Below are 22,758 nucleotides of genomic sequence, written 5' to 3'. Positions count from 1 at the left end.
ATGACACTCGCCCCCGTCCTGAGTCGCTACTGGGATCAACCGAACTCGTGGACTCTCGACAGCTACCTTCGTCACGACGGCTACCAAGCCCTACGCAAAGCGCTAGCCATGTCCCCCGACGCCGTGATCGAAACGGTCAAGGACGCGGGCCTTCGTGGGCGCGGTGGCGCCGGTTTCCCGACGGGCCTCAAGTGGAGTTTCATCCCACAGAGCACCGAAGACAAGCCAGGAGACGGCAAGCCTCACTATCTCGTCGTCAATGCCGACGAGTCCGAACCGGGCACATGCAAGGACATGCCGTTGATGATGGCGACCCCACACACGTTGGTCGAGGGAGTCATCATCGCGGCGTATGCAATTCGAGCGGCCAAAGCGTTCATCTATGTCCGGGGCGAGGTGGTCCCGGTCCTGCGACGTCTGCAGACCGCCGTGGCCGAGGCCTACGCGGCCGGATACCTGGGCCGCAACATCCTCGGTTCGGGATTCGACTTGGATCTCGTCGTGCACGCCGGAGCAGGCGCGTACATCTGTGGTGAGGAGACAGCCCTCCTCGATTCGTTGGAGGGACGACGCGGTCAGCCTCGACTGCGGCCGCCATTCCCCGCCGTCGCCGGCCTCTACGCCTGCCCGACCGTCGTCAACAACGTCGAGTCCATCGCGAGTGTGCCGTCGATCGTCCTGGGCGGCCCGGAGTGGTTCCGGTCGATGGGAAGCGAGAAGTCGCCGGGGTTCACGTTGTACTCGCTCTCTGGTCATGTCACCACTCCTGGCCAGTACGAGGCGCCGCTCGGCATCACGTTGCGAGAACTTCTCGACTACGCGGGCGGCGTTCGCACCGGGCACACCCTCAAGTTCTGGACTCCCGGCGGATCCTCGACTCCGATCTTCACCGACGAACATCTCGATGTCCCACTCGACTACGAGGGCGTCGGCGCGGCGGGATCGATGCTCGGCACCAAAGCACTGCAGATATTCGACGACACAACCTGCATCGTGCGTGCGGTGCTGCGGTGGACCGAGTTCTATGCCCACGAATCTTGCGGTAAATGCACGCCGTGCCGCGAAGGCACGTACTGGCTGGTGCAGATCCTGCGTCGGCTCGAAGGCGGAACAGGTACTGAAGCTGATCTCACCAAACTTCTCGACATCTCGGACACCATCCTCGGAAAATCCTTCTGCGCGTTGGGCGACGGAGCGACCAGCCCGATCATGTCCTCCCTGAAGTACTTCCGCGAGGAATACGTAGCGCATTTCGACAGCAACGGATGCCCGTTCGATCCTCGCCGATCCGTTCTCGCGACAGGAGCGTTCGTCTCATGACTGCAGCCGACGCTACCAAGAACGACGCCACCAAGCCCGACACGGCACCGCCCACTGATCTGGTCGCCCTCACCATCGACGGCCGGGAACTCCAGGTACCCAAGGGCACGTTGATCATTCGCGCTGCAGAGATGATCGGCACACAGATTCCGCGGTTCTGCGATCATCCTCTTCTGGACCCGGTCGGGGCGTGCCGACAGTGCATCGTGGAGGTCGAAGGTCAACGCAAGCCGGTGGCGTCCTGCACGACACCGGTTGCGGACGGAATGGTCGTCACCACACAGCTCACGTCACCGGTGGCGGAGAAGGCGCAGCGCGGGGTGATGGAACTCCTGCTCATCAACCACCCTCTGGACTGCCCCGTGTGTGACAAGGGCGGCGAGTGTCCGCTTCAAAACCAGGCGATGTCGACCGGTCGCACCGAATCCCGGTTCGGTGAGGAGAAAAGGACCTACCCCAAGCCCATCCCACTCTCGTCCGAAATCCTGCTCGACCGCGAGCGTTGCGTCCTCTGCGCCAGATGCACACGGTTTTCGGGCCAGATCGCCGGCGACCCGTTCATCGATCTCCTCGAGCGCGGCGCGCTTCAACAGGTCGGGATCTACGCCAACGAGCCCTTCGAGTCCTACTTCTCGGGCAACACCATCCAGGTGTGCCCGGTCGGCGCGCTTACCAGTACGGCATACCGATTCCGGGCGCGACCGTTCGATCTGGTGTCCAGCCCCAGCGTGTGTGAACACTGCGCCGACGGATGTGCTCAGCGCACGGACCACCGTCGCGGAAAGGTTCTCCGCCGTCTCGCCGGGGACGACCCCGCAGTCAACGAGGAATGGAACTGCGACAAGGGCCGTTTCGCATTCACGTACACGACCCAAGGTGATCGGATCACCACTCCCCTGATCCGCAACGCTGACGGCGAATTGATTCCGGCGTCGTGGCCCATGGCACTCGACCTCGTTGCGCGATCCTTCGCGCAGGCCCGCGGTGACGCAGGCGTACTCGTCGGCGGACGCTCTACCTTGGAGGACGCCTACGCCTACGGCAAGTTCGCGCGAGTTGCTCTCGCTACCAACAACATCGACTTCCGAATCCGTGCTCATTCTGCCGAAGAGGCAGGTTTCCTCTCAGCACACGTCGCCGGCCGCACACTCGAAGAGTCGGTAACGTACCAGGACCTCGAGTCGGCCCCGGCCGCATTGCTGGTAGCTCTCGAGCCCGAGGAGGAGTCACCGATCATCTTCCTGCGGCTACGCAAGGCCGCACGTTTCGGCAAGACGACGGTGCTCTCCAGCGCGCCATTCGCTACGCGCGGCCTGCAGAAGATGGGCGGCTCTTTGCTTCGGACCGTACCCGGAAGTGAAGCAGCTCTGATGGATTCGTTGTCTCACCCCAGCAGTGAGGAGGGCCAGCTCCTCCGGCAGCCCGGTGCAGTGATCCTGTTGGGCGAACGACTCAGTGAGGTGGCGGGCGGCTTCGCCGCGGCGGTACGTCTCGCCGAAGCGACAGGAGCTTGTTTGGCTTGGGTCCCACGCCGCGCTGGTGATCGCGGCGCCGTCGAGGCCGGCGCACTACCGGGATTGCTTCCCGGCGGACGCCCCGTTGCGGACCCGGCAGCACGTCAGGAGGTGGAATCAGTGTGGGGGGTCTCCATCCCGGCATCCGACGGGCGCGACGCCGCGAGTCTGCTGGATCCGGGGCAGACGACTGCTGCCCTTCTTGTCGGCGGCGTCGAATTGAGTGATCTCCCGAACCCGGCGAAGGCAAGGGCCGCGATCGAAGCAGCAGGGTTCGTGGTGAGTTTGGAGATCCGTCACAGCGGAGTCACCGAACTCGCCGACGTCGTCTTCCCCGTGGCGCCGGTCGCCGAGAAGCCCGGAACCTTCCTCGATTGGGAAGGCCGCGAGCGCGTGTTCGACACCGCATTGAGAACGACAGGAGTGATGCCGGATCAGCGCGTCCTTCACGCGATCGCAGCCGAGATGGGCATCGATCTGGGCCTACCCGACGCAGATTCCGCACGCTCGGAGATACACCGCCTCGGCGCGTGGCCCGGATCGCGCCCCACCTCGCCTCAGGTCCCGTCAGGCACCATGCCCACACCGGCACTGGGCGAGGCAGTGTTGTCGAGTTGGCGAATGTTGCTCGACAACGGCCGATTGCAAGACGGCGAGCCCAACCTGGCGGGTACGGCACGGCTCCCACTCGTGCGTTTGTCTGCCGAGACCGCTGCCGAGATCGGCGCCGACAACGGCGATCACGTTGCGGTGTCGACTGAATCCGGTTCCATCACATTACCGTTGGAGATCACCGAACTCCCGCCTCGAACAGTCTGGCTCCCGCTCAATTCACCGGGTAGCACGATCTACGAAACGCTCTGCGTTACCGCGGGTTCCGTGGTGAAGATTGCGAAGGCGGGAGCGCAATGACCACCCACGAGTACGGGACCGTGGCAGCTCCGGTCGACCTGTCGGCGTTCGGGCACGACCCGTGGTGGTTGGTGATCGGCAAGGCTCTCGCCATTTTCGTGTTCCTCGTACTCACACCGCTGGTGGCAATTTACGCGGAACGAAAGGTCATGGCACGCATGCAGATGCGTGTCGGACCGAACCGCGTCGGCCCCCGTGGAATGCTCCAGAGTCTCGCTGACGGAATCAAGCTCGCCCTCAAGGAGGGCATCACACCGACCGGCGCCGACAAACCGATTTATCTCCTCGCGCCCGTCATCGCAGTCGTGCCCGCGTTCATGGCCTTTGCCGTCATCCCGTTCGGTCCGCAGGTGTCGATCTTCGGAACCCTTTCACCCCTGCAACTGACCGATCTGCCGGTCGGAGTTCTCTACATCCTCGCCGTGACTTCAATCGGTGTGTACGGGATCGTGCTTGCCGGCTGGTCGTCCGGATCGACGTATCCACTACTGGGCGCACTTCGATCGACCGCGCAGGTCATCTCCTACGAAGTAGCAATGGGGCTGTCCTTCGCCGCAGTCTTCCTCTACGCCGGCACGATGTCCACGTCCGGCATCGTCAGCGCCCAACAAGGTGCCTGGTACGTCTTTCTCCTCCTGCCGTCCTTCCTGATCTACGTGACAGCCATGGTCGGCGAAACCAACAGGGCTCCCTTCGACCTTCCCGAGGCCGAGGGTGAACTGGTGGGTGGGTTCCACACCGAGTACTCCTCACTCAAGTTCGCGATGTTCATGCTGGCCGAGTACGTGAACATGGTGACGGTGTCCGCTCTGGCCACGACACTGTTCCTGGGCGGGTGGCACGCACCGTTCCCGTTCAACCTGTGGGACGGCGCCAATTCCGGTTGGTGGCCGGTGCTGTGGTTTGTCGCCAAGGTGTGGGGCTTCCTCTTCGTCTTCATCTGGTTGCGCAGCACGCTTCCTCGATTGCGCTACGACCAGTTCATGAATCTCGGATGGAAGATTCTCATCCCCGCTGCCTTGGTGTGGGTGATGGTGATCGCGACCGTTCGTGCGTTCCGCAACGAGGGTTACAACACCTGGGTCGTACTTCTTTGCGTCGCACTGGTTCTCGGAGCTGCGCTCCTGATCGTGTTGGCCGGGACTTACCGCAGCCGACGCCGTACTGCCGCGTTGGTGCCCGATTCGGGGACCCGGCCTTTCGATGCAATGTCGGGCGGCTTCCCGGTTCCACCCCTACCTGGTCAAACGCTGCCGACCCGAAAACTACCGGGTCAGAACGTGCCACCGCCGCGGCGGACAGATGTTTCCGACACATCGGAGGACTCCCATGCCTGATTTCCTCGGACCTATCGCGGGTTTCGGAGTGACGCTCTCGACAATGTTCAAGAAACCCGAGACCGAGTTCTATCCGGAGGAGAAGCGGCCCACCGCGCCCGGATACCACGGTCGCCATCAACTCAACCGGTATGCGGACGGACTCGAGAAGTGCATCGGTTGCGAACTGTGTGCCTGGGCCTGCCCCGCCGACGCGATCTATGTCGAGGGTGCTGACAACACCGAAGAAGAACGGTTCTCCCCCGGCGAGCGTTACGGGCGGGTGTATCAGATCAACTACCTGCGGTGCATCGGCTGTGGTCTCTGCGTCGAGGCTTGCCCCACTCGGGCTCTCACCATGACCAACGAGTACGAGATGACCGACGACAACCGAGCCGGGTTGATCTACGAGAAGGACCGCCTTCTCGCGCCCCTGAAACCCGACATGGCAGCGCCACCACACGCGCTGCGTCCCGGCACAACTCAGGACGACTACTACCGCGGCGACATCACAGCAGCTCCCGAACAGGCAGTACCCGAGCAAGAGCCGAACCCGGAGACCGAGAAATGATCGCGGCGGTCACGACCACGATCCTGGCGGAGGGAACGATGACATCGACCTCCACCGGCGAGGCGGTGCAGTTCTGGATCCTCGGAACCCTTGCGGTGATCAGCGCTTTGGGTGTGGTCGCCGCCCCCAAGGCCGTCTACTCTGCGCTCTTCCTTGCAATGACGATGATCATCCTGGCCGTCTTCTACATCGTGCAGGGCGCACTGTTCCTCGGTGTCGTCCAGATCGTCGTCTATACCGGCGCAGTGATGATGTTGTTCCTGTTCGTCCTGATGCTGGTCGGCGTGGATTCTTCGGACTCCTTGGTCGAAACGCTACGGGGACAACGCGTCAGCGCGATCGTGATCGGCGTCGGATTCGGGCTACTCCTTATCGGCGGCCTCGGAAATGCGTCGATCTCGGGGTTCACCGGATTCACCGGACTCGACCAGGGCAACATCGACGCTCTCGCCGATCTCATCTTCATCCGCTACGTCTGGGCCTTCGAACTGACCGGCGCACTGCTGATCACGGCGACACTTGGCGCAATGATGCTCGCGCATCGGGAGAAGATCGGATCCACGCTCAGCCAACGCGAACTCTCGCAGCAACGATTCGCGTACCTGGGCAGCGATGAGAGCAATCCCGACAAGGGCTCGGCCACTCCCCTCCCCAGTCCCGGCGTGTACGCACGTCACAACGCAGTAGACATGCCGGCGTTGTTGCCCGACGGAACGTTCTCGACCCTCTCCGTCAGCAGCGCCCTCACTCCGCGATCCCCGGATCCCGATACCGGCGAGGAAACGCAGCGATGAATCCCGAGAATTACCTGTATCTGTCGGTCCTGTTGTTCACCATCGGGGCTGCGGGAGTCCTCCTGCGACGCAACGCCATCGTGGTGTTCATGTGTATCGAATTGATGCTCAACGCCGCGAACCTGGCATTCGTGACCTTCGCGCGCATGCACGGCAATCTGGACGGCCAGATCTTCGCCTTCTTCACGATGGTGGTAGCTGCGGCCGAAGTAGTCGTCGGCTTGGCAATCATCATGATCATCTTCCGATCTCGGCGTTCTGTATCCGTCGACGACGCAGACCTGCTGAAGTACTGACATGTCAGGAGGAATCACGTCCGCCATCTGGTTGCTCCCCGCCCTGCCCCTGTGCGGCGCCGCTGTCCTGTTGCTGGCGGGTCGTCGCACGAACGCGTGGGGCCACCTGTTCGCCTGCGTCATGGCACTCGCGTCGTTTGCCGTCGCAGTGGTGTTTTTCATCGCCATGCTCGGCCGCGACACCGCCGACCGCACCGTCACCGAGCACCTGTTCAGTTGGGTCCCGGTCGACAGTCTTCAGGTCGAGTTCGGACTGCAGCTTGATCAACTGTCGATGTGTTTCGTCCTGCTCATCACCGGTGTAGGTTCGCTGATCCACATCTACTCGGTCGGCTACATGGCGCACGACCCCGAGCGTCGTAAGTTCTTCGCCTACCTCAATCTCTTCCTCGCTGCGATGCTGCTCCTCGTGCTCGCCGACAACTTCCTCGGGCTCTACGTCGGCTGGGAAGGCGTCGGTTTGGCGTCGTACCTGCTGATCGGTTTCTGGCAGCACAAGCCGTCGGCGGCGACCGCTGCCAAGAAGGCTTTTGTCGTCAATCGGGTGGGCGACATCGGATTGATGATCGCGATGATGTTGATGTTCAGCACGTTCGGCTCGCTCTCGTTCAGCAGCGTCTTCGCCGACGCGTCTGGTGCAAGCGAAGGTGTCCTGACGGCGATCGGCCTGATGCTCCTCCTCGCTGCATGCGCGAAGTCGGCGCAGGTGCCACTGCAGTCGTGGCTCGGCGACGCGATGGAGGGCCCCACCCCCGTCTCGGCGCTGATTCACGCGGCCACGATGGTCACGGCCGGCGTCTACCTGATCGTGCGCTCCAATCCGATCTTCGATCTCGCACCCGACGCTCAACTCGTGGTTGTCATCGTCGGTGCCGTGACGCTGCTGTTCGGTGCGATCATCGGCTGCGCGAAGGACGACATCAAGAAAGCGCTCGCCGCATCGACCATGAGTCAGATCGGATACATGGTCCTGGCAGCGGGTCTCGGACCAGCTGGATACGCCTTCGCAATCCTTCATCTGATCACCCACGGATTCTTCAAGGCAGGCCTGTTCCTCGGCGCGGGTTCGGTGATGCACGCGATGAACGACGAAACCGACATGCGGAGCTACGGCGGGCTCCGAGCGTTCATGCCACTGACTTTTGTCACGTTCGGGCTCGGATACCTTGCCATCATCGGTGTTCCGCCGTTTGCCGGGTTCTTCTCCAAGGACAAGATCATCGAGGTTGCGATCGGCGAGGGTGGCGTCAAGGGTGTTGTGCTGGGCATCGTCACCCTGTTGGGTGCCGCCCTCACTGCCTTCTACATGAGCCGCGTGATGCTGATGACCTTCTTCGGGAAGGCCCGCTGGGAGAACCAGAAACCTCACGAATCTCCGGCGGTGATGACGTCTCCGATGATCATCCTGGCGGTGGGGTCCGTCGGCGCCGGGATGCTCCTGACCATCGGGTCCAGCTTGCAGAACTGGCTCGAACCGGTTGTCGGCTCACATCACGTCGAACCGCAGATACCCGCATGGTCGATCACCGCGCTGGCGCTGCTCGCAGTTGCCGCCGGCGTCGCGATTGCGTATCGCGAGTACGCCACCCGGGAGATTCCACTTGTGGCACCGACTCCGGTTTCACCGTTGACCGGTGCGGCTCGCCGCGATCTGTACGGTGACGCCTTCAACGAGACGGTGTTCATGAAGCCTGGACAACAACTCATGAAGTCGTTGGAAGTGTTCGACACCAAGGGAATAGGCGGCGTCGTGGGCAGCTTTGCGGTGGTCGTCACCGGGCTGTCCGCGCTCACGCGGAAGCTACAGACCGGGTTTGTTCGCTCGTACGCACTGGTGATGTTTGTCGGAGCAACACTCGTGGTCGCGACAATGATGGCGGTGACACTGTGGTGATCGAAGCGGCGGTGAGCGACTCTGTGACCAATACCGGCTTCCCCGCGCTGACGGTGCTCTGGTTGCTTCCGCTCATCGGAGCGGGTGTTGTCCTCGCTCTGCCGGCACGGTCGTACCAATTTGCGAAGTCTCTCGCATTGGCTGTGTCCGTGGCAGTCCTGGTGGTCGCCGCCGTTCTCGGGGTTGCGTTCGACCGCGGCGGCGAACAATTTCAATTTGTCGAAAGCCACAGCTGGATACCGGCTTTCGGTACCAGCTACACACTCGGACTCGACGGGATCGCACTCGTTCTGGTTCTTCTCACCGCAGTGCTGGTGCCATTACTACTGATCGCGGGCTGGAACGACGTCCCAGCAGACCCGGCATCACCCAAGAGAATGCCGCACACCTATTTCGCGCTGATCCTTGTTGTCGAGTCCATGGTGATGATTTCGTTCAGCGCCTTGGACATTCTCTTGTTCTACATTTTCTTCGAGGCAATGCTGATACCGATGTATTTCCTCATCGGCGGGTTCGGCGGAGTGGGCAGATCTCGCGCAGCCGTGAAGTTTCTGCTCTACAACCTCCTCGGCGGCCTGGTCATGCTCGCTGCAGTCATCGGCCTGTATGTGGTCACCACGCGCGACGAGAGTCCCTTCGCGAGCGGCACTTTCGACTTCCGGGCGATCGCCTCAGCGGCAAACAGCGGTGAACTCGGTGTGGGGCCCGGGGTGCTCAACGCCTTGTTCCTCGGATTCATGTTCGCGTTCGCGGTGAAAGCACCGCTCTGGCCGCTGCACAGTTGGTTGCCGGACTCCGCGGTGGAATCGACTCCGTCGACAGCAGTGTTGATGATGGCGGTCGTGGACAAGGTGGGCACGTTCGCGATGATTCGCTACTGCCTGCAACTGTTCCCGGAGTCGTCGTCGACTTTTGCACCGTGGATCATCACGCTCGCCGTTATCGGGATCGTCTACGGCGCAATACTGGCGATCGCACAAACAGACGTAATGAGACTTATCGCCTACACGTCGATTTCGCACTTCGGCTTCATCATTCTCGGAATCTTCGCGATGACCAGCCAGAGCCAGGCGGGTTCCGCGCTGTACATGGTCAATCACGGAGTCTCCACTGCGGCTCTGTTCTTGATTGCGGGATTCCTCGTCTCGCAGCGAGGTACTCGATCGATCGCGGCGTACGGCGGCGTCCAGAAAGTTGCACCCGTACTTGCCGGCACATTCCTCGTTGCGGGGCTGGCAACGCTGTCGCTGCCGGGTCTCGCGCCGTTCATCAGTGAGTTCCTGGTGCTGATCGGGACGTACTCGCGATACCACGTGGCCGCTATCGCGGCGACTGCCGCGCTTGTCCTGTCCGCGATCTACATACTCTGGCTCTACCAGCGCATGATGGGCGGACCTGTGAAGGAAGGGCAGGGAACGATCCGCGACCTCGCTCGACGCGAACTCGTGGTGGTCGCCCCTCTGATCGCACTCCTGTTGCTTCTCGGCATCTACCCCAAGCCTGCCTTGGACGTCATCACTCCTGCAGTGAGCCATACGGTCGTCGACGAGGCTCCGACCCCGCTCGTCGCCGATCACGAAGGAGGTGCCCACAAATGAGTTCCTTCAACGACGTGACCATCCTCGGCTCAGCCGGCACGGCGTCACCCAATGTCGAATACAGCTTGCTCTCGCCAATGTTGATCGTGTTCGGTGTTGCGGTTGTGGGCGTACTCATCGAGGCGTTTGCACCCCGGCGTTTTCGATACCCCGTGCAACTCGTCCTCGGTGTCGCAGGTTTGGCGGCCGCGTTCGTGGCAGTGCTTCTACTCGCCGGCACGCGGTCGACGGCGATGATGGGTTCTGTAGCGGTCGACGGTCCGACCCTTTTCCTGCAGGCCACGATCCTTCTCGTGTCGATCCCCGCAGTACTGCTGATCGCCGAGCGAGGCTCGGGCAACACCGCCGAGGTGATCGCGCAACACGACGCGCTCGGCGGTTTCACCCCTCAAGCGTCGAGCGTCCCCGGAAGTGTTGCGGAACAAGAAGCGGTCAAGGTCGGTATCGCCCAGACCGAGGTCTTTCCGCTCACCCTCTTCGCTGTCGGCGGCATGCTCCTCTTTCCCGCGTCCAACGATCTGCTGACGATGTTCGTTGCGCTCGAAGTGTTCTCACTGCCTCTGTATCTCCTGTGTGGTCTGGCACGCCGACGTCGCCTGCTCTCCCAGGAAGCTGCGCTCAAGTACTTTCTGCTCGGGGCATTTTCGTCGGCGTTCTTCGTTTTCGGAATTGCGTTGCTGTACGGCTATGCCGGGACGGTCACGCTCTCCGGTATCGCCGACGCAGCTCGCAGCGGGTCGGGTACCGACGCCTTCCTGTGGCTCGGGACAGCACTCGTGGCCGTGGGATTACTGTTCAAAGTCGGTGCCGTGCCGTTCCATTCGTGGATTCCCGACGTCTATCAAGGGGCGCCGACGCCGATCACCAGTTTCATGGCTACTGCGACCAAGATCGCCGCATTCGGTGCCATCCTTCGTGTCTTCTATGTGGCTCTGCCCAACGAGTACGTGAACTGGCGTCCACTGGTGTGGGCGGTCGCGATTCTCACGATGGTTGTCGGATCGATCGTCGCTGTGACGCAAACCGATATGAAGCGGATGCTCGCGTATTCGGCCATCGCGCACACCGGATTCATTCTGACCGCTGTGGTTGCGGATTCGGACGCCGGCCTGGCCTCGGCGATGTTCTACCTTCTGGCCTACGGATTCAGCACCGTGGGCGCGTTCGCCGTCGTGAGTCTGGTTCGGGACGCAGACGGTGAGGTCGCGACGCTCTCGCGCTGGGCCGGATTGGGCCGGCGCTCACCGCTGGTCGGAGTTGTGTTTGCACTGTTCCTGTTGGCTTTCGCCGGGATCCCGTTGACCAGTGGGTTCATCGGAAAGTTCGCGGTGTTCAGCGCAGCAGCCGAGGGCGGGGCCGCACCTCTCGTGATCGTCGGCGTCCTGTGCAGCGCGATCGCCGCGTACTTCTACGTGCGAGTGATCGTGTTGATGTTCTTCACCGAATCGGCCGCAGACGCTCCGACCGTCGTGGTACCGAGTGCACTGACCAGCAGTGTGATCGGCCTCGGCGCCGGTGTCACGCTCATCCTCGGCATACTCCCCCAGCCGGCGCTCGACCTCGCCGAGCGTGCAGCGGACTTCCTACACTGAGCCGATGCGTGAATCTGACCTCGACCCCGGGCTGCCGAGCACCATCCGGGCCCCATGGTTCGTCGTGTTTTCAGCGGTAGCGATTGTCCATCTGATCCTCAATGCCGCTGATGCTGCGCCCTGGGACGGGATCACCAAGGTCATGCTCGCGCCGATTCTGGCTGCCTGGGTTGTCGCCCGACGCGGACCTCGAGTTGTGGCTGCGGCACTGATTGCCTGTGCTTTCGGAGACCTGTTCCTGATCTGGGACTCCACGTTTGTCATCGGCATGGCAGCCTTCGCGATCGGTCACCTCTGCTTCATCCGATTCTTTCTCTCACACGGCGCTCTTCGGGAGATACGAAGGCGGCCATGGTTTCTGTGCGCTTACACCATCGCTGGAATCGCTCTTGTGTCGTACACCTGGCCCGGTCTCGAACCTGAACTTCGAATTGCCGTCCCCGTGTACGCCGCAATCCTGGTGGGAACCGCATCAACCGCACTGACGTACAACTCGATCACCGGTATCGGCGGCGCGCTGTTCCTCACCTCTGACGCCCTCATCCTGCTCGGCCAGGCGAACAAGTGGCAGCCCGCCGCTGCGGGCATCTGGATCATGACGCTGTACATCCTCGCTCTGTTGCTTCTGACAGTGGGGGTTCTCGGCCGGAGTAAGACGCCAAACCGTCCATTAGCTCAGAGGCTGTAAGGATCAGCAACCAGCCGGACATCTCTTCATATGACCCCGAAATCCGAGGAACAACCGCCGCCGAGCGGCGAAGAGCGGTTCACCGCCCTGTGGGACGCCTACGCCGGTCGGGTGTTCGCGTATACCTGTCGCCACGTTGATCATCACAGCGCGCAGGAGGTTGTCTCCGAGACGTTCCTCGTTGCCTGGCGACGCTTGGACGAAGTGCCCGAGCAGGCACTTCCATGGCTGTTGGTGGTGGCTCGAAACACCGTGAACAATAACCGTCGCAGCGTTCGGCGCCTTGACGCGCTCACCGAGAAGATGGGACGCATCGAGCAGATTGCGGCATCGACGCCGGGCGCCGACGTCACTGTCACCGAACGCACGGAACTGCTCGAAGCACTGGCAACACTCACCGTCACCGAACGTGAAGCCCTGCTCCTGACTGCCTGGGACGGGTTGACCGCCACCGAAGCCGCGCGGGTCGCTGGGTGTTCGGTTCCGGCCATGCATGTTCGTCTCTTTCGCGCTCGGCGTCGATTGCGCGCCGGGTTGACTTCAAATTCCGTCACCGTAATCCCGATGAACACCGCCCGACCTTGCGCTGCCGCCGAACACGGGAGTACCCCATGACCAAAGATCTGCTGACCACGCTCGAGAAGCTGCGGCCGAGCGATACGGTTTCCGCCGAACTCTGGCCCGAGAACGTCCAAGATGCCGTACGCACCCGAATCATGGCTACCGAAAACAACATTGGGGCAACCAAGGCTCCACGCCGTCGCGTCGGTGCCATCGTTCTCGTCGCGGCGATCTGCGCAGCAGTGGTGGTGGGCTGCGCCGCTGCCACGGGGATGATGCCGAAAGCGTTCACCGACATGTACTCGGGTTGGCAGACGATGCCGGGAACCAACGGCGGAATAGATCCGTCCACCGCCGAGCGGGTCGGGTCCATTCCCGGACCTGACGGAACCTTGTTCAGCGTCTTTGTCGCCCACGGCGCCAATGGCTGGAGGTGCGTCGCCCCGGTTTTCGAGGCGTCAGCCGACATCGACAAGGTTGGTCCGTCGAAATTCATCGGCCTCGGACACGGCTGCAGATCAATTGACTTGTACGGCGCGGATTCATTCGGGGGCGGCGCCGGGTACGAGGCCGGTCCGCACGAGGCGACCTACGACGCAGGGGCGGGAGGTGCTGTCCGAGCCGAACTTCACACCGCAGACGGCCATATCTATCCGACAATTCTTGCCGAAGACCGCTTCTACGGATGGATTCCCCTGTCGCTCACGTCCCCTCGTCCAACCCTCGTCGGATATGCCGCAGACGGGACGGTCGTCGGCACCCGGTGAGCTGTCGGTACCCTCGAAAGATGACTGCACACGCCCCGAACGAGCGCATCCCCAGCCAGTGGGAAGAGATCACTGCAGCCGACTCGACGCATTCCACACGATATGTCGAGCGTTTCCGTTCCATGAGAGCGGACGGCAAGGACATTGTCGGGGAAGCACGTTTGATCGACGCGATGCTCGGACGCGGTGGCCGGGTTCTCGATGCAGGGTGCGGGCCTGGCCGACTCGGCGGTTATCTGCACGACGTCGGGCATGTGGTTGTCGGAGTCGATGTCGACCCGGTTCTCATCGCTGCCGCAGAAGAAGACCACCCCGGACCGACGTGGCTTGTCGGCGATCTCGCCGAACTCGATCTGCCGGCCCGCGGTGTCGAGGCAGATTTCGACGTCATCGTGTCGGCAGGCAACGTGGTGGCGTTTCTCGCTCCGTCCACCAGGCAAGCAGTATTTTCAGGATTTGCTCGTCATCTCGCTCCGAGCGGCCGAGTGGTCATCGGATTCGGTGCCGGCCGTGGCTACGAGTTCCCCGAGTTTCTCGCCGACGCGACCGCGAGTGGCCTCGAGGCTGATCTGCTGCTCTCCACGTGGGATCTTCGCCCGTTCAAGGAGGATTCCGAATTCCTGGTCGCGGTGTTCTCCCGCGCCTGACCCGGCACTTCCCCCGCACTCCCTGCGATCCGTCACACGGCGATCAACTCACCCTGATCACAATGGTGGCGACTGTTGTTCACTACGAACATAATTGGATCAATGCGGGTGTGGCCGAGCGGCAAGGCAGCGGTCTGCAAAACCGTCCACGCAGGTTCGACTCCTGCCATCCGCTCCCCTTGCGAACCAGCGACTCATGTCGCAACCCCCACCTAGGAATGACATTCGGTGCACGCAGCCTGCATCGCTCCGCTCCGTCTCCGCGCACATGGCTCCGGACAGTTACCCTCGATCGATGCACCCTCTCCCCGAGACAGGACAGTTACCTCCCGGACCGATGGCTTTGCAAGTGGAACACCTCTGCATGGCGTTCGGCGCGAAAGTTGCTGTGAACGACCTTTCTCTTGCAGTGCCCTCAGGTTCGTTGTTCGGACTGGTTGGCCCGAATGGTGCGGGAAAAACGACCACATTGTCGATGGCTGTCGGATTGCTTCGCCCGCACTACGGTCGCAGCCTGGTGTACGGCTACGACGTGTGGAACGACCCTGTGGCAGCGAAGAGTCTGCTCGGCGTCCTACCCGACGGTTTGGCGCTACCCGCCCAGTTCACCGGTCATGAACTACTCACCTATTTCGGGCGACTGCGCGGTATGCCAGAGGACGTCATCGCGTCACGACGCGACGAACTGTTGGCCGCGCTCGATCTCGCCGATGCAGGTGGAACGGTCATCGCCGATTATTCAGCGGGCATGACGAAGAAAATCGGGTTGGCCTCGGCCTTGTTGCACGGCCCTCGCTTACTGGTACTGGATGAGCCGTTCGAAGCTGTCGACCCCATTTCTTCGGCCGGAATTCGGAGCATTCTGCTCTCGTTCGTCCACTCAGGTGGCTCGGTCATTCTTTCCAGTCACGTGATGGCCCTTGTCGAACAACTGTGTACTCACATCGGAGTCATCGCAGACGGTCGCGTCGTGGCTTCAGGAACGGTCGACGAGGTGCGCGCAGGCAACACTCTCGACGAGGCATTCGTTCGCCTTGTCGGTAGCCGCAGTCCCAGTCCCGACGGACTGTCATGGATGCGCGCATGACCACCACCAGCTTTTCACCGACACACTGGAACCCGTCGGTCTCTGTGTGGCGCACTGTTCTCCGCATGCGCATGACCCTCTACAAACGTCAGTTCACCGGTGGAAGAGCTGTAATCAAGGTCATTGCAGCGTTGTTCGGGGTTCTGGGGGCAGCGCTACTGTGCCTACGAGCTTCGGGAAAGAACGGTGTTTCCCCCGATCTCGTCAGCGGCACAACCAGTCTCGCACTTTCGGCTATCGGCGTGATGTGGATCTTGATGCCGATCATGTCTGGTCTGTCAGATGACAATCTTCACCCCAGACATTTCCAACTACTCCCCCTGGAACCCGTCCGACTCGCCAGAGCACTGTTCTCGACGTCGCTGGTCGGTATAACCGTGCCGATTACCGCGTTGGCTGCAGCAGCGATTCCAATTTATGCCGCTACACACCACCCTGCCGCACTGCCATTGGCCATTATCGCTTGGCCCGCAACGGTCCTGCTCATTGTCGGCACCTCACGGGTCGCGATGCTGGCGATGTCGCAGCTCCTGCGGAGTCGTCGCAGCCGCGAACTGGGACTGTTGGCATTCGGCACGTTCTTCGGCGGACTGTATCTGCTGCAATTTCCGCTGCAGAGTCGCCTCGGCACGGTCGTGGACGGCGACGTCACGTGGCCGCTCACGGTCGCGCATTCGATCCCGTTCGCGTGGGGAATCACCAGTGTCGACGCAGCAGCAGGAGGCGCCTGGCTCCTCGCCGCCGGAGCAGTCCTCGCCCTGGTGCTGGTCGATCTCGCACTGCTGTGGTCATGGCAACGCCTGGTCGTTCGCTACTTCAACGGGAAGGTCGCAGAATCAGCGGGCGCCACTTCCGTGCAATTGAAGAACCAGGGCCGCGACATTCGAACCGGTTGGCGCGCATCCCGACTGGGCACCGTCATCTCTCGCGAGCTTTCGCTCTGGCACGGAGACATGCGCCGACGAACACAACTGCTCTCCGTTGCCATCATGACCTTGGTCTCCGGCTTCGGACCGCTGATCTCGTCATCGATCCCCTTCTCCGCCGCATGGGGTGCCTGGTTCCTGATCTACCTGGCAATGGCAGCCGGATCGAATCTGTACGGATTCGACGGCGCATCGATCTGGCATCTGGTGATGATCCCCGAAGCCGCTGCCGCTGACGTCCGGGGCCGACAAATCGCGTGGGCGATCGTGATGACACCCTTCGTGGTCGTCGCAACAGCTGCTGTACGGATCTTCGGGGACCTCGGGACCGACCGACTGGCCGTGCCGCTCGCCGTCGGCATTTCGATGATGGGAGTCGGTGCAGGACTGGCAGTAGCGATCTCCGCCAAAGCCCCCTACCCGGTCCCGGAGATGAAGAAGACGTTCTCCCTCAACACCCGCGGATCCTTCAACGGCTCGTCCTTCGGACTGATCATCCTCGCCATCGTCATCTTCGCCGCGACAACGGCGCCCGGCGTGCTACTAGGGGCGCTGCTACCGAACCCGGTGAACTATTCCGCCATCCCTGTCGCTGTTGCGATCGGTGCACTTGGTGCTTGGATCGGGGGCCGCGTCGCGATCACCCGTATGCAACGCGAGCCGGATCGGATTCTGTTCGCGGTTACCACCGCATGATCGTTGCCCAGATAGTCCGAGAATTTCTGGGCGTCAGCGCAGTAGCCGCAACTTGCACCAAAAAACTCAGTCTGGGCAATCGGATTATCAGGGATCCAGGTAGCGCAGCTCAACGGGTTCGGTCCTCGCATATCGCCGCCGGGCTTTCGTGACATAGCTTCCGCTCGAGCCGAACCATTGCCCTGGAAACATCGCACCACCAAGATGTTTGGCATGCCCCCGGAGCACCACGGTTCCGTACGTGTCGCCGAACGTCCCGGCCGATGCGGGAACTGCGCGCACCCCGCCCCTTCGCTGGAGCGTGGGTGGATCGAGCGCTGCCTCAGGTTCGCACCGCAGCCCGCTCGGTGTGCAGAAATCCTGGTGATGGACCACTACACCGGAGCGATGGAATTCTGCCGGTGCCGACATCCGTTCCACGGGTCCTGATCGCGCCGGATCCTCGAGATCCGCTGTCGAGCCGAGTCCCTCGGCGCCCCGGCTCGACAGCGAAATCACACCTGAATCAGCTCAGCGAGCTCAGCAGCGGCTCGAGAAGCTTGTAGAGCTCGAAGATTCCGATGATCGTTGAAATAGAACCCATGATGATCCTCCGTGATTCGTGAACTTTCCGTGACGTCGCGTCACAGGCAGAAAGCTAACAAACCCGGCATTCAAACGGGGACCTTGGATGTGTCCGGCAGATGAACTCCCTGCTCGGAGAAGCATTTTGGTGACCAGCGTCATGCTCATCGAGAAATGAGCCCCATCGTCACATCACCTGACACCGACCGACGGTAGCAGCAAAAGTCTGCCCGTTGCGATCTGGCGATACATGGCACCATTTCCACCCCATCCGACTCTTGCTTTGTGCGCTGAATCCGATTACATTTCTCAACAATAACGGTACGCGTAACGAAATAAAGAGACGGTCTACTTCACAGCCCGATATATCCAGTGCCACAACCCTTCCGGGCTCTTGGAGGGGCGGCGTTTCGTCGCGTCCATAAGCTCCTCACTCCCCGATCGAAAGAGAGCACGATGACCACAGAGAGCGTCTCCGGCAATCAGCCGCGACCGGTAGCAACTATCGCAAGCCTGACCCTGCTGATCGCTGCCGTGGCCGCGCTCGAATGCATCATCGTCCCCGCACTCCCCCTGATACAGAGAGACTTCGGAGTGACGGCCGACGTCGGAGCGCTCGCATCCGTCGCTCTGACGTTGAGCACTGTCCTCGTCACGCCGATGGCCGGGCAAATAGCCGACGTGTACGGCGCCCGCCCCACCTTGCTCGCGATCACGACAATCGTTGTCCTGGGCGGCAGCGTGTCCGCTCTCGCAACGATCTTCCCGCTGTTCGTCCTCGGCCAGTTTCTCCAGGGATTCGGGCTCGGGTTGCTTCCCGTGAGCTTCGTGGTCCTACGACGCACTTTGTCCTCGGACCGACTGAAGACGGCCACGGGTTTGCTCGGGGCTGTCGTAGTGGCCGGCGGCGCTCTGGGAGTCGTATTGGCCGGGCCCGTCGCGGAAAACGTCTCACGCTCCGCGATGTATGCAGTTCCGACCGCGTTCGTTTTGCTCGGCGCAATTGCTTTTGCCGTGAGCACACCACGAGATCACATGTCGAACGTCGGCGGCCGACTCGATTGGCCGGGAGCGGGCGGATTGGCTCTGGGATTGTTGACGCTGACGGCGTGGCTGGCGAGCGCATCGAGCAACGGGTGGGGCGCACCGACGTCGATGCTGCTGCTTCTCGCTTCCGCTGCCGTGTTCACGATCTGGGCCAGGTATCAGAGCCGGACAACCGAGCCGATGGTCGACCTGACGATGATGCGGCATCGTTCGATGTGGAGCGCCGTGGTCGTCGGCGTGGTTTTCGGGTTCACCTACGGCGCTGTTGTCTATCTACTTCCGCAACAACTCGCCGTGCCGGCAGAGAGCGGATTCGGCCGCGGTGCGTCGACCAGCGCCATCGGCTTCCTGCTGTGCGTCGGCTACGGCGCAGCGGTCATCGCGTCGGTGATCTCCGGAAAGCTCGCACAACGGGTCGGCACGAAAGCCATTGCGGTAGCGGGAGTTGCCTTCCTCGGCCTGAGCGGCGCCGTCGGGGTCTTTGCAACAACGATGTGGCAGATCGTTGTGGTGCTGATCCTTGCGGGTACCGGCGTTGCCGCCGCGTCGACGGCAGTGTTCGTCATCTCCGCCGACAGCGCACCGGCAGACCGCGTAGGTGTCACGACGGCAATAGTCACGATCGCCAGATCGCTGGGTTCTGCTGTGGGAACCCAAATTGCCGCCGGGATCATCGCGAGCGCGACTTCATCCGGCGGCCTTCCCCAGCACTCGGCATTCGCCACAGCTTTCGGAGTGGCGGCAATCGTTGCGATTGTCGGACTCGTTGTCGCGGTGACGATGCCGAAACCGGCATCAACCGATGTTCAGTGGTCGTCGTCGTCCTCGTCGAAGTCTGCGACTCCGCGCTTCCAGTAGCCCGTGATCAGGTGGTCGCCCGAACTCAGGCCGAGTTCGTCGCGCACGAATCTGCGAATCGGCTTGAGACTGGTGGCCTCACCGGAGATCCAGGCGTAGACACGCTCGCCCTCGGGCACGGTGACCGTCCGTACTGCCTGCTCGAGCAGATCCGAGTGACCGGCTGGGACGTCACCGCGGTGCAGCCATCGCACCTCGACGCCTTCCGGAACAGTGAGTTCGATTTCCTGTGAAGGGTCGGTGATCTCGACGAACACCCACCCGGCGGCAGCAGCGGGCATCATCTCGAGCCAACGAGCAATGGCAGGAAGGGCGGTGATGTCACCGGCCAGCAGATAGCGGTCGTACGTCCACGGAACCACGACGCCACCGGGCGGACCTGCCACGTGCACCCGAGTGCCGACGGTGGCCGCCTGAGCCCAATCAGAGGCGTACCCACCATCGTGGAGCGCGAAGTCGAGGTCCAGCTCCCCCGCCTCGGCGTCGTATCGACGGACGGTGTACTCACGCGAGATCGGCAATGGACGAGGCCACTTCAGGCTGAATCCGTCGCGTTCGGGTAGACGTAAAGTTCCGTCTGCATCCGGGTAGACCAGGCGAACATGCTCGTCGGGAGCGTGCGATTCGAAGCCCGCCAACTCCGGTCCACCCAAGGTCAGACGCAACAGTCCGGTCCCGACCATTTCGCTGCGAACAACTTCGAGTTCGCGAATGCCGATGGGGTACGGCACTTTTGCGCCGGTGGTTCCCGCCAGAACTTCGGCGATGGTCGCGAGGTGGTCTCCTCGGTTCATGAACTACCTTCCTTTTCCGGCGGAGCATTCCCCACCGGCACAGTGTTTTCGGAGAGATCGACTTCGTTGATCTCCGAAGTTACCCGGCGCACCGAACCCAATGCTGCCAGGAGCACCAGGCCCAGTGTCACACCGGCGAGCCCCAAGACCAGTAGCGCGGCGCCAGGCTCGAGCCACTGCCCGAGGAACCCGGCTGCCATCGAACCGATCGCCGTACCCGTGACGGCTTGCACCATCCACAGACTGGACACGCGTCCGCGCAATTCGTCCGGCGTGTTCTGTTGAAGGACTGCAAATCTCAGAATGTCGTTGAGTGCGCGGCCGAGGCCGAATCCGGCCAGGCCCAGGAACGCGACAATCGCTGCTCCCGACGCACCCAGTACCACCAGGCCGAGAGGCATCAGCGCAACAGAGATCAACATCGCGGCGCCGTTGCGGTGGACTCGTCCGGTCCAACCGCTGGTGAGGGAACCGACCACAGCGCCGACAGCGGGGGCGCCGTAGAGCAGACCGAGCATGGTGGGTCCGCCGCCGAGAACCTGGTCGACGAAGGCAGGCAGCAACACCATCGGCCCGCTGACGAACATGACCAACAGACCGCTGATCAGGATGCCGCGAATGACTGTGTGCGTGCCGGCGAATTTCACGCCGGTCACCAGCGCGCGCATCGGGCTTTCGTGATTCGTGCCCGGTGCAGGAGAAGGGCCGATGGCTTGGAACAACGTGACAGTTGCTGCGGTGGCCACCGCAGCAACAAAGTATGTCGCGGGAATGCCGCCGGAGGCGATGATCACGCCGGCGATTGCCGGCGAGATCATCGTCCCGATGTCGGTGGTCAGCGCTACCAAAGCGCCGGCCGCAGCCATCTTGTTGCGCGGCAACAACGTCGGCATCAAAGCCATCAAGGCCGAGCTGCTGACACCGCCGGCCAAGCCGTCGACAGCTGCCGCGACGTAGATGACCCACATCGACGGGTGTGGCAAGAGCGCATTGCACCCGAGAATGACAAAGCCGAGACCCGCAGCACTGCGGGCCAACTGGATGGTGCGTCGCCGATCGTAACGGTCAGCGAGCACGCCGCCGAACAGGCTGCCGAAGAACATGGCGATGGCCATCGCCGTGGACACTCCGGCAACCTGCAAGGTCGAGCCGGTGAGCTGGTACGTCTGCGCGGGGACGGCTACGACGAGCAGTCCGATCCCGAGCAGCGAGATCAATCGCGCGGAAAAGGCGTACCTGAAGGGACGGCTGGTCCGCAAGGGTGAAACATCGATCACCAGCCCACCGAATCGAGTCATGCGAAGGTCTGGCCGATCAGGTCGAGGGTAGCCATTGCGCCGTCGTAGTCAGGACGGTAGCTGCTGGCGGGGAGCTCGAACGTCGTGCCTGCCTTGAAGGACGGCAACTGCGAGTAAAGCGGATCGGTGGCAAGTTCGGCCATCGGGCGACCGGACACCGGAATCACAAAGGCGACAGGAGCATCGGCGACCTGCGAGAGCAGTTCCGGGCTGACCTCGAACGAGTCACCCGAGCCGAAGAGCTGCGGGTTGCCGGCCTTGGCCATGACGTCGTCGGCCTTGAAACCGAGCTCGGCGAGCATCGCGGGCAGCGCGGCCGTCGGCGGAACGAGGTACGGCTTGTTGCTCGAGACCGAGAGGAAGTAGACGACGTTGCCCTCGGGAACCTTGATCTTGCCCTTGACCTCTTTGACCTTGTCCTCGTATGCGCTCATCAGCGCCGGAACCTGGTCGGAACGGCCCGCCGCGTCGGCGACGATTTCGAGCTGCTTGTCCCACGCGGCGACCGTCTTGGGGACCAAGACGGTGGGTGCGATAGCAGTGAGCTGATCGTAGAGTTCCTCGGACTGAACGGAGGTGATTCCCTGGCCACCGCCGATGATCAGGTCGGGCTCAGCCGCCGCGACGGCTTCGATGTTGAGCTGCTCGCCGGCCGGCAATTCCTTGGTGCCCTGCGCCTTTGCGGCGTCCGCCCAAGCCGGCGGGAATCCACCGTCGAGGTTCGTGACACCGAGGACGCGGGTATCGGTGGCAACCACCGGTGCGTCCAGGGCGTACAGGTATCCGGCGAGACCGCCGCTCAGAACCACGATGCGCTCCGCCGACGCGGGCACGGTGACCGAGCCCTTCTCGGTCTCGATCACGCGGGTCGCGGGCTCTGCAGCCTTGGTCGGTTCGTCGTTCGAATCGCTACTGCAACCGATCATCGCCACGAGTGCGACGATCAGCAACCCTGCGATGGCGACGAAACGTCGCCAACTCCGTATCGCGAGGGGCGGTGTGGACTTCATCATTGAGC

19 protein-coding genes and 1 tRNA gene are annotated in these 22,758 nt (G+C 62.4%); 17 read left to right on the top strand and 3 right to left on the bottom strand.

Annotation, left to right across the window (positions count from 1 at the left end):
- The 17 genes from nuoF (at position 1) to AOT96_RS23855 (ending at position 19,648) form a co-directional block, all read left to right on the top strand.
- Positions 1 to 1,320, top strand: a complete 1,320-nt coding sequence (nuoF, locus tag AOT96_RS23940) for an NADH-quinone oxidoreductase subunit NuoF (RefSeq protein WP_050655787.1) — start codon at positions 1 to 3, stop codon at positions 1,318 to 1,320.
- Positions 1,317 to 3,746, top strand: coding sequence for an NADH-quinone oxidoreductase subunit G (locus tag AOT96_RS23935; protein ID WP_065352406.1), 2,430 nt, complete (start codon positions 1,317 to 1,319; stop codon positions 3,744 to 3,746). The genes nuoF and AOT96_RS23935 overlap by 4 nt, the downstream gene beginning before the upstream one ends.
- The gene (gene nuoH / locus AOT96_RS23930; protein ID WP_054827146.1) at positions 3,743 to 5,083 is read left to right on the top strand and encodes an NADH-quinone oxidoreductase subunit NuoH; all 1,341 of its coding nucleotides are present in this window, start codon (positions 3,743 to 3,745) and stop codon (positions 5,081 to 5,083) included. The genes AOT96_RS23935 and nuoH overlap by 4 nt, the downstream gene beginning before the upstream one ends.
- Positions 5,076 to 5,633, top strand: a complete 558-nt coding sequence (gene nuoI / locus AOT96_RS23925; RefSeq protein WP_003942192.1) for an NADH-quinone oxidoreductase subunit NuoI — start codon at positions 5,076 to 5,078, stop codon at positions 5,631 to 5,633. Before nuoH ends, nuoI begins: the two co-directional genes overlap by 8 nt.
- A complete protein-coding gene (locus tag AOT96_RS23920; protein WP_065352405.1) occupies positions 5,630 to 6,427 on the top strand; it encodes an NADH-quinone oxidoreductase subunit J in 798 nt (265 codons plus the stop codon). The genes nuoI and AOT96_RS23920 overlap by 4 nt, the downstream gene beginning before the upstream one ends.
- Entirely contained in the window at positions 6,424 to 6,723 is a 300-nt protein-coding gene (gene nuoK / locus AOT96_RS23915; RefSeq protein ID WP_003942238.1) for an NADH-quinone oxidoreductase subunit NuoK, read from the top strand. The genes AOT96_RS23920 and nuoK overlap by 4 nt, the downstream gene beginning before the upstream one ends.
- Position 6,724: 1 nt before the next feature.
- Positions 6,725 to 8,617 carry an NADH-quinone oxidoreductase subunit L gene (gene nuoL, locus AOT96_RS23910; RefSeq protein WP_065352404.1) on the top strand — a complete coding sequence of 631 codons (1,893 nt, stop codon included), beginning with the start codon at positions 6,725 to 6,727 and terminating at the stop codon, positions 8,615 to 8,617.
- Positions 8,611 to 10,215 carry an NADH-quinone oxidoreductase subunit M gene (locus AOT96_RS23905; protein ID WP_050793996.1) on the top strand — a complete coding sequence of 535 codons (1,605 nt, stop codon included), beginning with the start codon at positions 8,611 to 8,613 and terminating at the stop codon, positions 10,213 to 10,215. Before nuoL ends, AOT96_RS23905 begins: the two co-directional genes overlap by 7 nt.
- The gene (gene nuoN / locus AOT96_RS23900; RefSeq protein ID WP_065352403.1) at positions 10,212 to 11,807 is read left to right on the top strand and encodes an NADH-quinone oxidoreductase subunit NuoN; all 1,596 of its coding nucleotides are present in this window, start codon (positions 10,212 to 10,214) and stop codon (positions 11,805 to 11,807) included. Before AOT96_RS23905 ends, nuoN begins: the two co-directional genes overlap by 4 nt.
- A gap of 4 nt (positions 11,808 to 11,811) precedes the next feature.
- Positions 11,812 to 12,495 carry a lysoplasmalogenase gene (locus AOT96_RS23895; RefSeq protein ID WP_065352929.1) on the top strand — a complete coding sequence of 228 codons (684 nt, stop codon included), beginning with the start codon at positions 11,812 to 11,814 and terminating at the stop codon, positions 12,493 to 12,495.
- Positions 12,496 to 12,525: 30 nt separating this feature from the next.
- Positions 12,526 to 13,110: an RNA polymerase sigma factor gene (locus AOT96_RS23890; RefSeq protein ID WP_042922613.1), complete on the top strand. Its 585-nt coding sequence runs from the start codon at positions 12,526 to 12,528 to the stop codon at positions 13,108 to 13,110.
- Complete coding sequence (locus tag AOT96_RS23885) at positions 13,107 to 13,823, top strand: hypothetical protein (protein ID WP_042922610.1); 717 nt, start codon at positions 13,107 to 13,109, stop codon at positions 13,821 to 13,823. Before AOT96_RS23890 ends, AOT96_RS23885 begins: the two co-directional genes overlap by 4 nt.
- Positions 13,824 to 13,843: 20 nt before the next feature.
- A complete protein-coding gene (locus AOT96_RS23880) occupies positions 13,844 to 14,470 on the top strand; it encodes a class I SAM-dependent methyltransferase (RefSeq protein ID WP_042922606.1) in 627 nt (208 codons plus the stop codon).
- A gap of 104 nt (positions 14,471 to 14,574) precedes the next feature.
- A tRNA-Cys gene (locus AOT96_RS23875) sits at positions 14,575 to 14,645 on the top strand.
- Positions 14,646 to 14,765: 120 nt separating this feature from the next.
- Positions 14,766 to 15,557 carry an ABC transporter ATP-binding protein gene (locus tag AOT96_RS23870; RefSeq protein WP_051649609.1) on the top strand — a complete coding sequence of 264 codons (792 nt, stop codon included), beginning with the start codon at positions 14,766 to 14,768 and terminating at the stop codon, positions 15,555 to 15,557.
- A complete protein-coding gene (locus AOT96_RS23865) occupies positions 15,554 to 17,179 on the top strand; it encodes an ABC transporter permease (RefSeq protein WP_065352928.1) in 1,626 nt (541 codons plus the stop codon). The genes AOT96_RS23870 and AOT96_RS23865 overlap by 4 nt, the downstream gene beginning before the upstream one ends.
- A 1,020-nt stretch (positions 17,180 to 18,199) precedes the next feature.
- Positions 18,200 to 19,648 carry an MFS transporter gene (locus AOT96_RS23855; RefSeq protein WP_065352402.1) on the top strand — a complete coding sequence of 483 codons (1,449 nt, stop codon included), beginning with the start codon at positions 18,200 to 18,202 and terminating at the stop codon, positions 19,646 to 19,648.
- On the opposite strand, the gene AOT96_RS23850 is transcribed toward AOT96_RS23855, so the two are convergent.
- Genes AOT96_RS23850 through AOT96_RS23840 form a run of 3 tightly spaced genes read right to left on the bottom strand, consistent with a single transcriptional unit; the run spans position 19,597 to position 22,750 of the window.
- Positions 19,597 to 20,442: a siderophore-interacting protein gene (locus tag AOT96_RS23850; RefSeq protein ID WP_020907492.1), complete on the bottom strand. Its 846-nt coding sequence runs from the start codon at positions 20,440 to 20,442 to the stop codon at positions 19,597 to 19,599. The two genes, AOT96_RS23855 and AOT96_RS23850, sit on opposite strands and share 52 nt — an antisense overlap.
- Positions 20,439 to 21,740 carry an enterobactin transporter EntS gene (gene entS / locus AOT96_RS23845; RefSeq protein ID WP_007735127.1) on the bottom strand — a complete coding sequence of 434 codons (1,302 nt, stop codon included), beginning with the start codon at positions 21,738 to 21,740 and terminating at the stop codon, positions 20,439 to 20,441. Before entS ends, AOT96_RS23850 begins: the two co-directional genes overlap by 4 nt.
- Positions 21,737 to 22,750, bottom strand: a complete 1,014-nt coding sequence (locus AOT96_RS23840; RefSeq protein WP_065352927.1) for a Fe2+-enterobactin ABC transporter substrate-binding protein — start codon at positions 22,748 to 22,750, stop codon at positions 21,737 to 21,739. The genes entS and AOT96_RS23840 overlap by 4 nt, the downstream gene beginning before the upstream one ends.
- Between the last annotated feature and the right edge of the window lie 8 nt (positions 22,751 to 22,758).

This window comes from Rhodococcus sp. 008 (assembly GCF_001682295.1).
Taxonomy (GTDB): domain Bacteria; phylum Actinomycetota; class Actinomycetes; order Mycobacteriales; family Mycobacteriaceae; genus Rhodococcus_F; species Rhodococcus_F qingshengii.
This window is presented reverse-complemented; position numbering and strand designations above follow the sequence as displayed.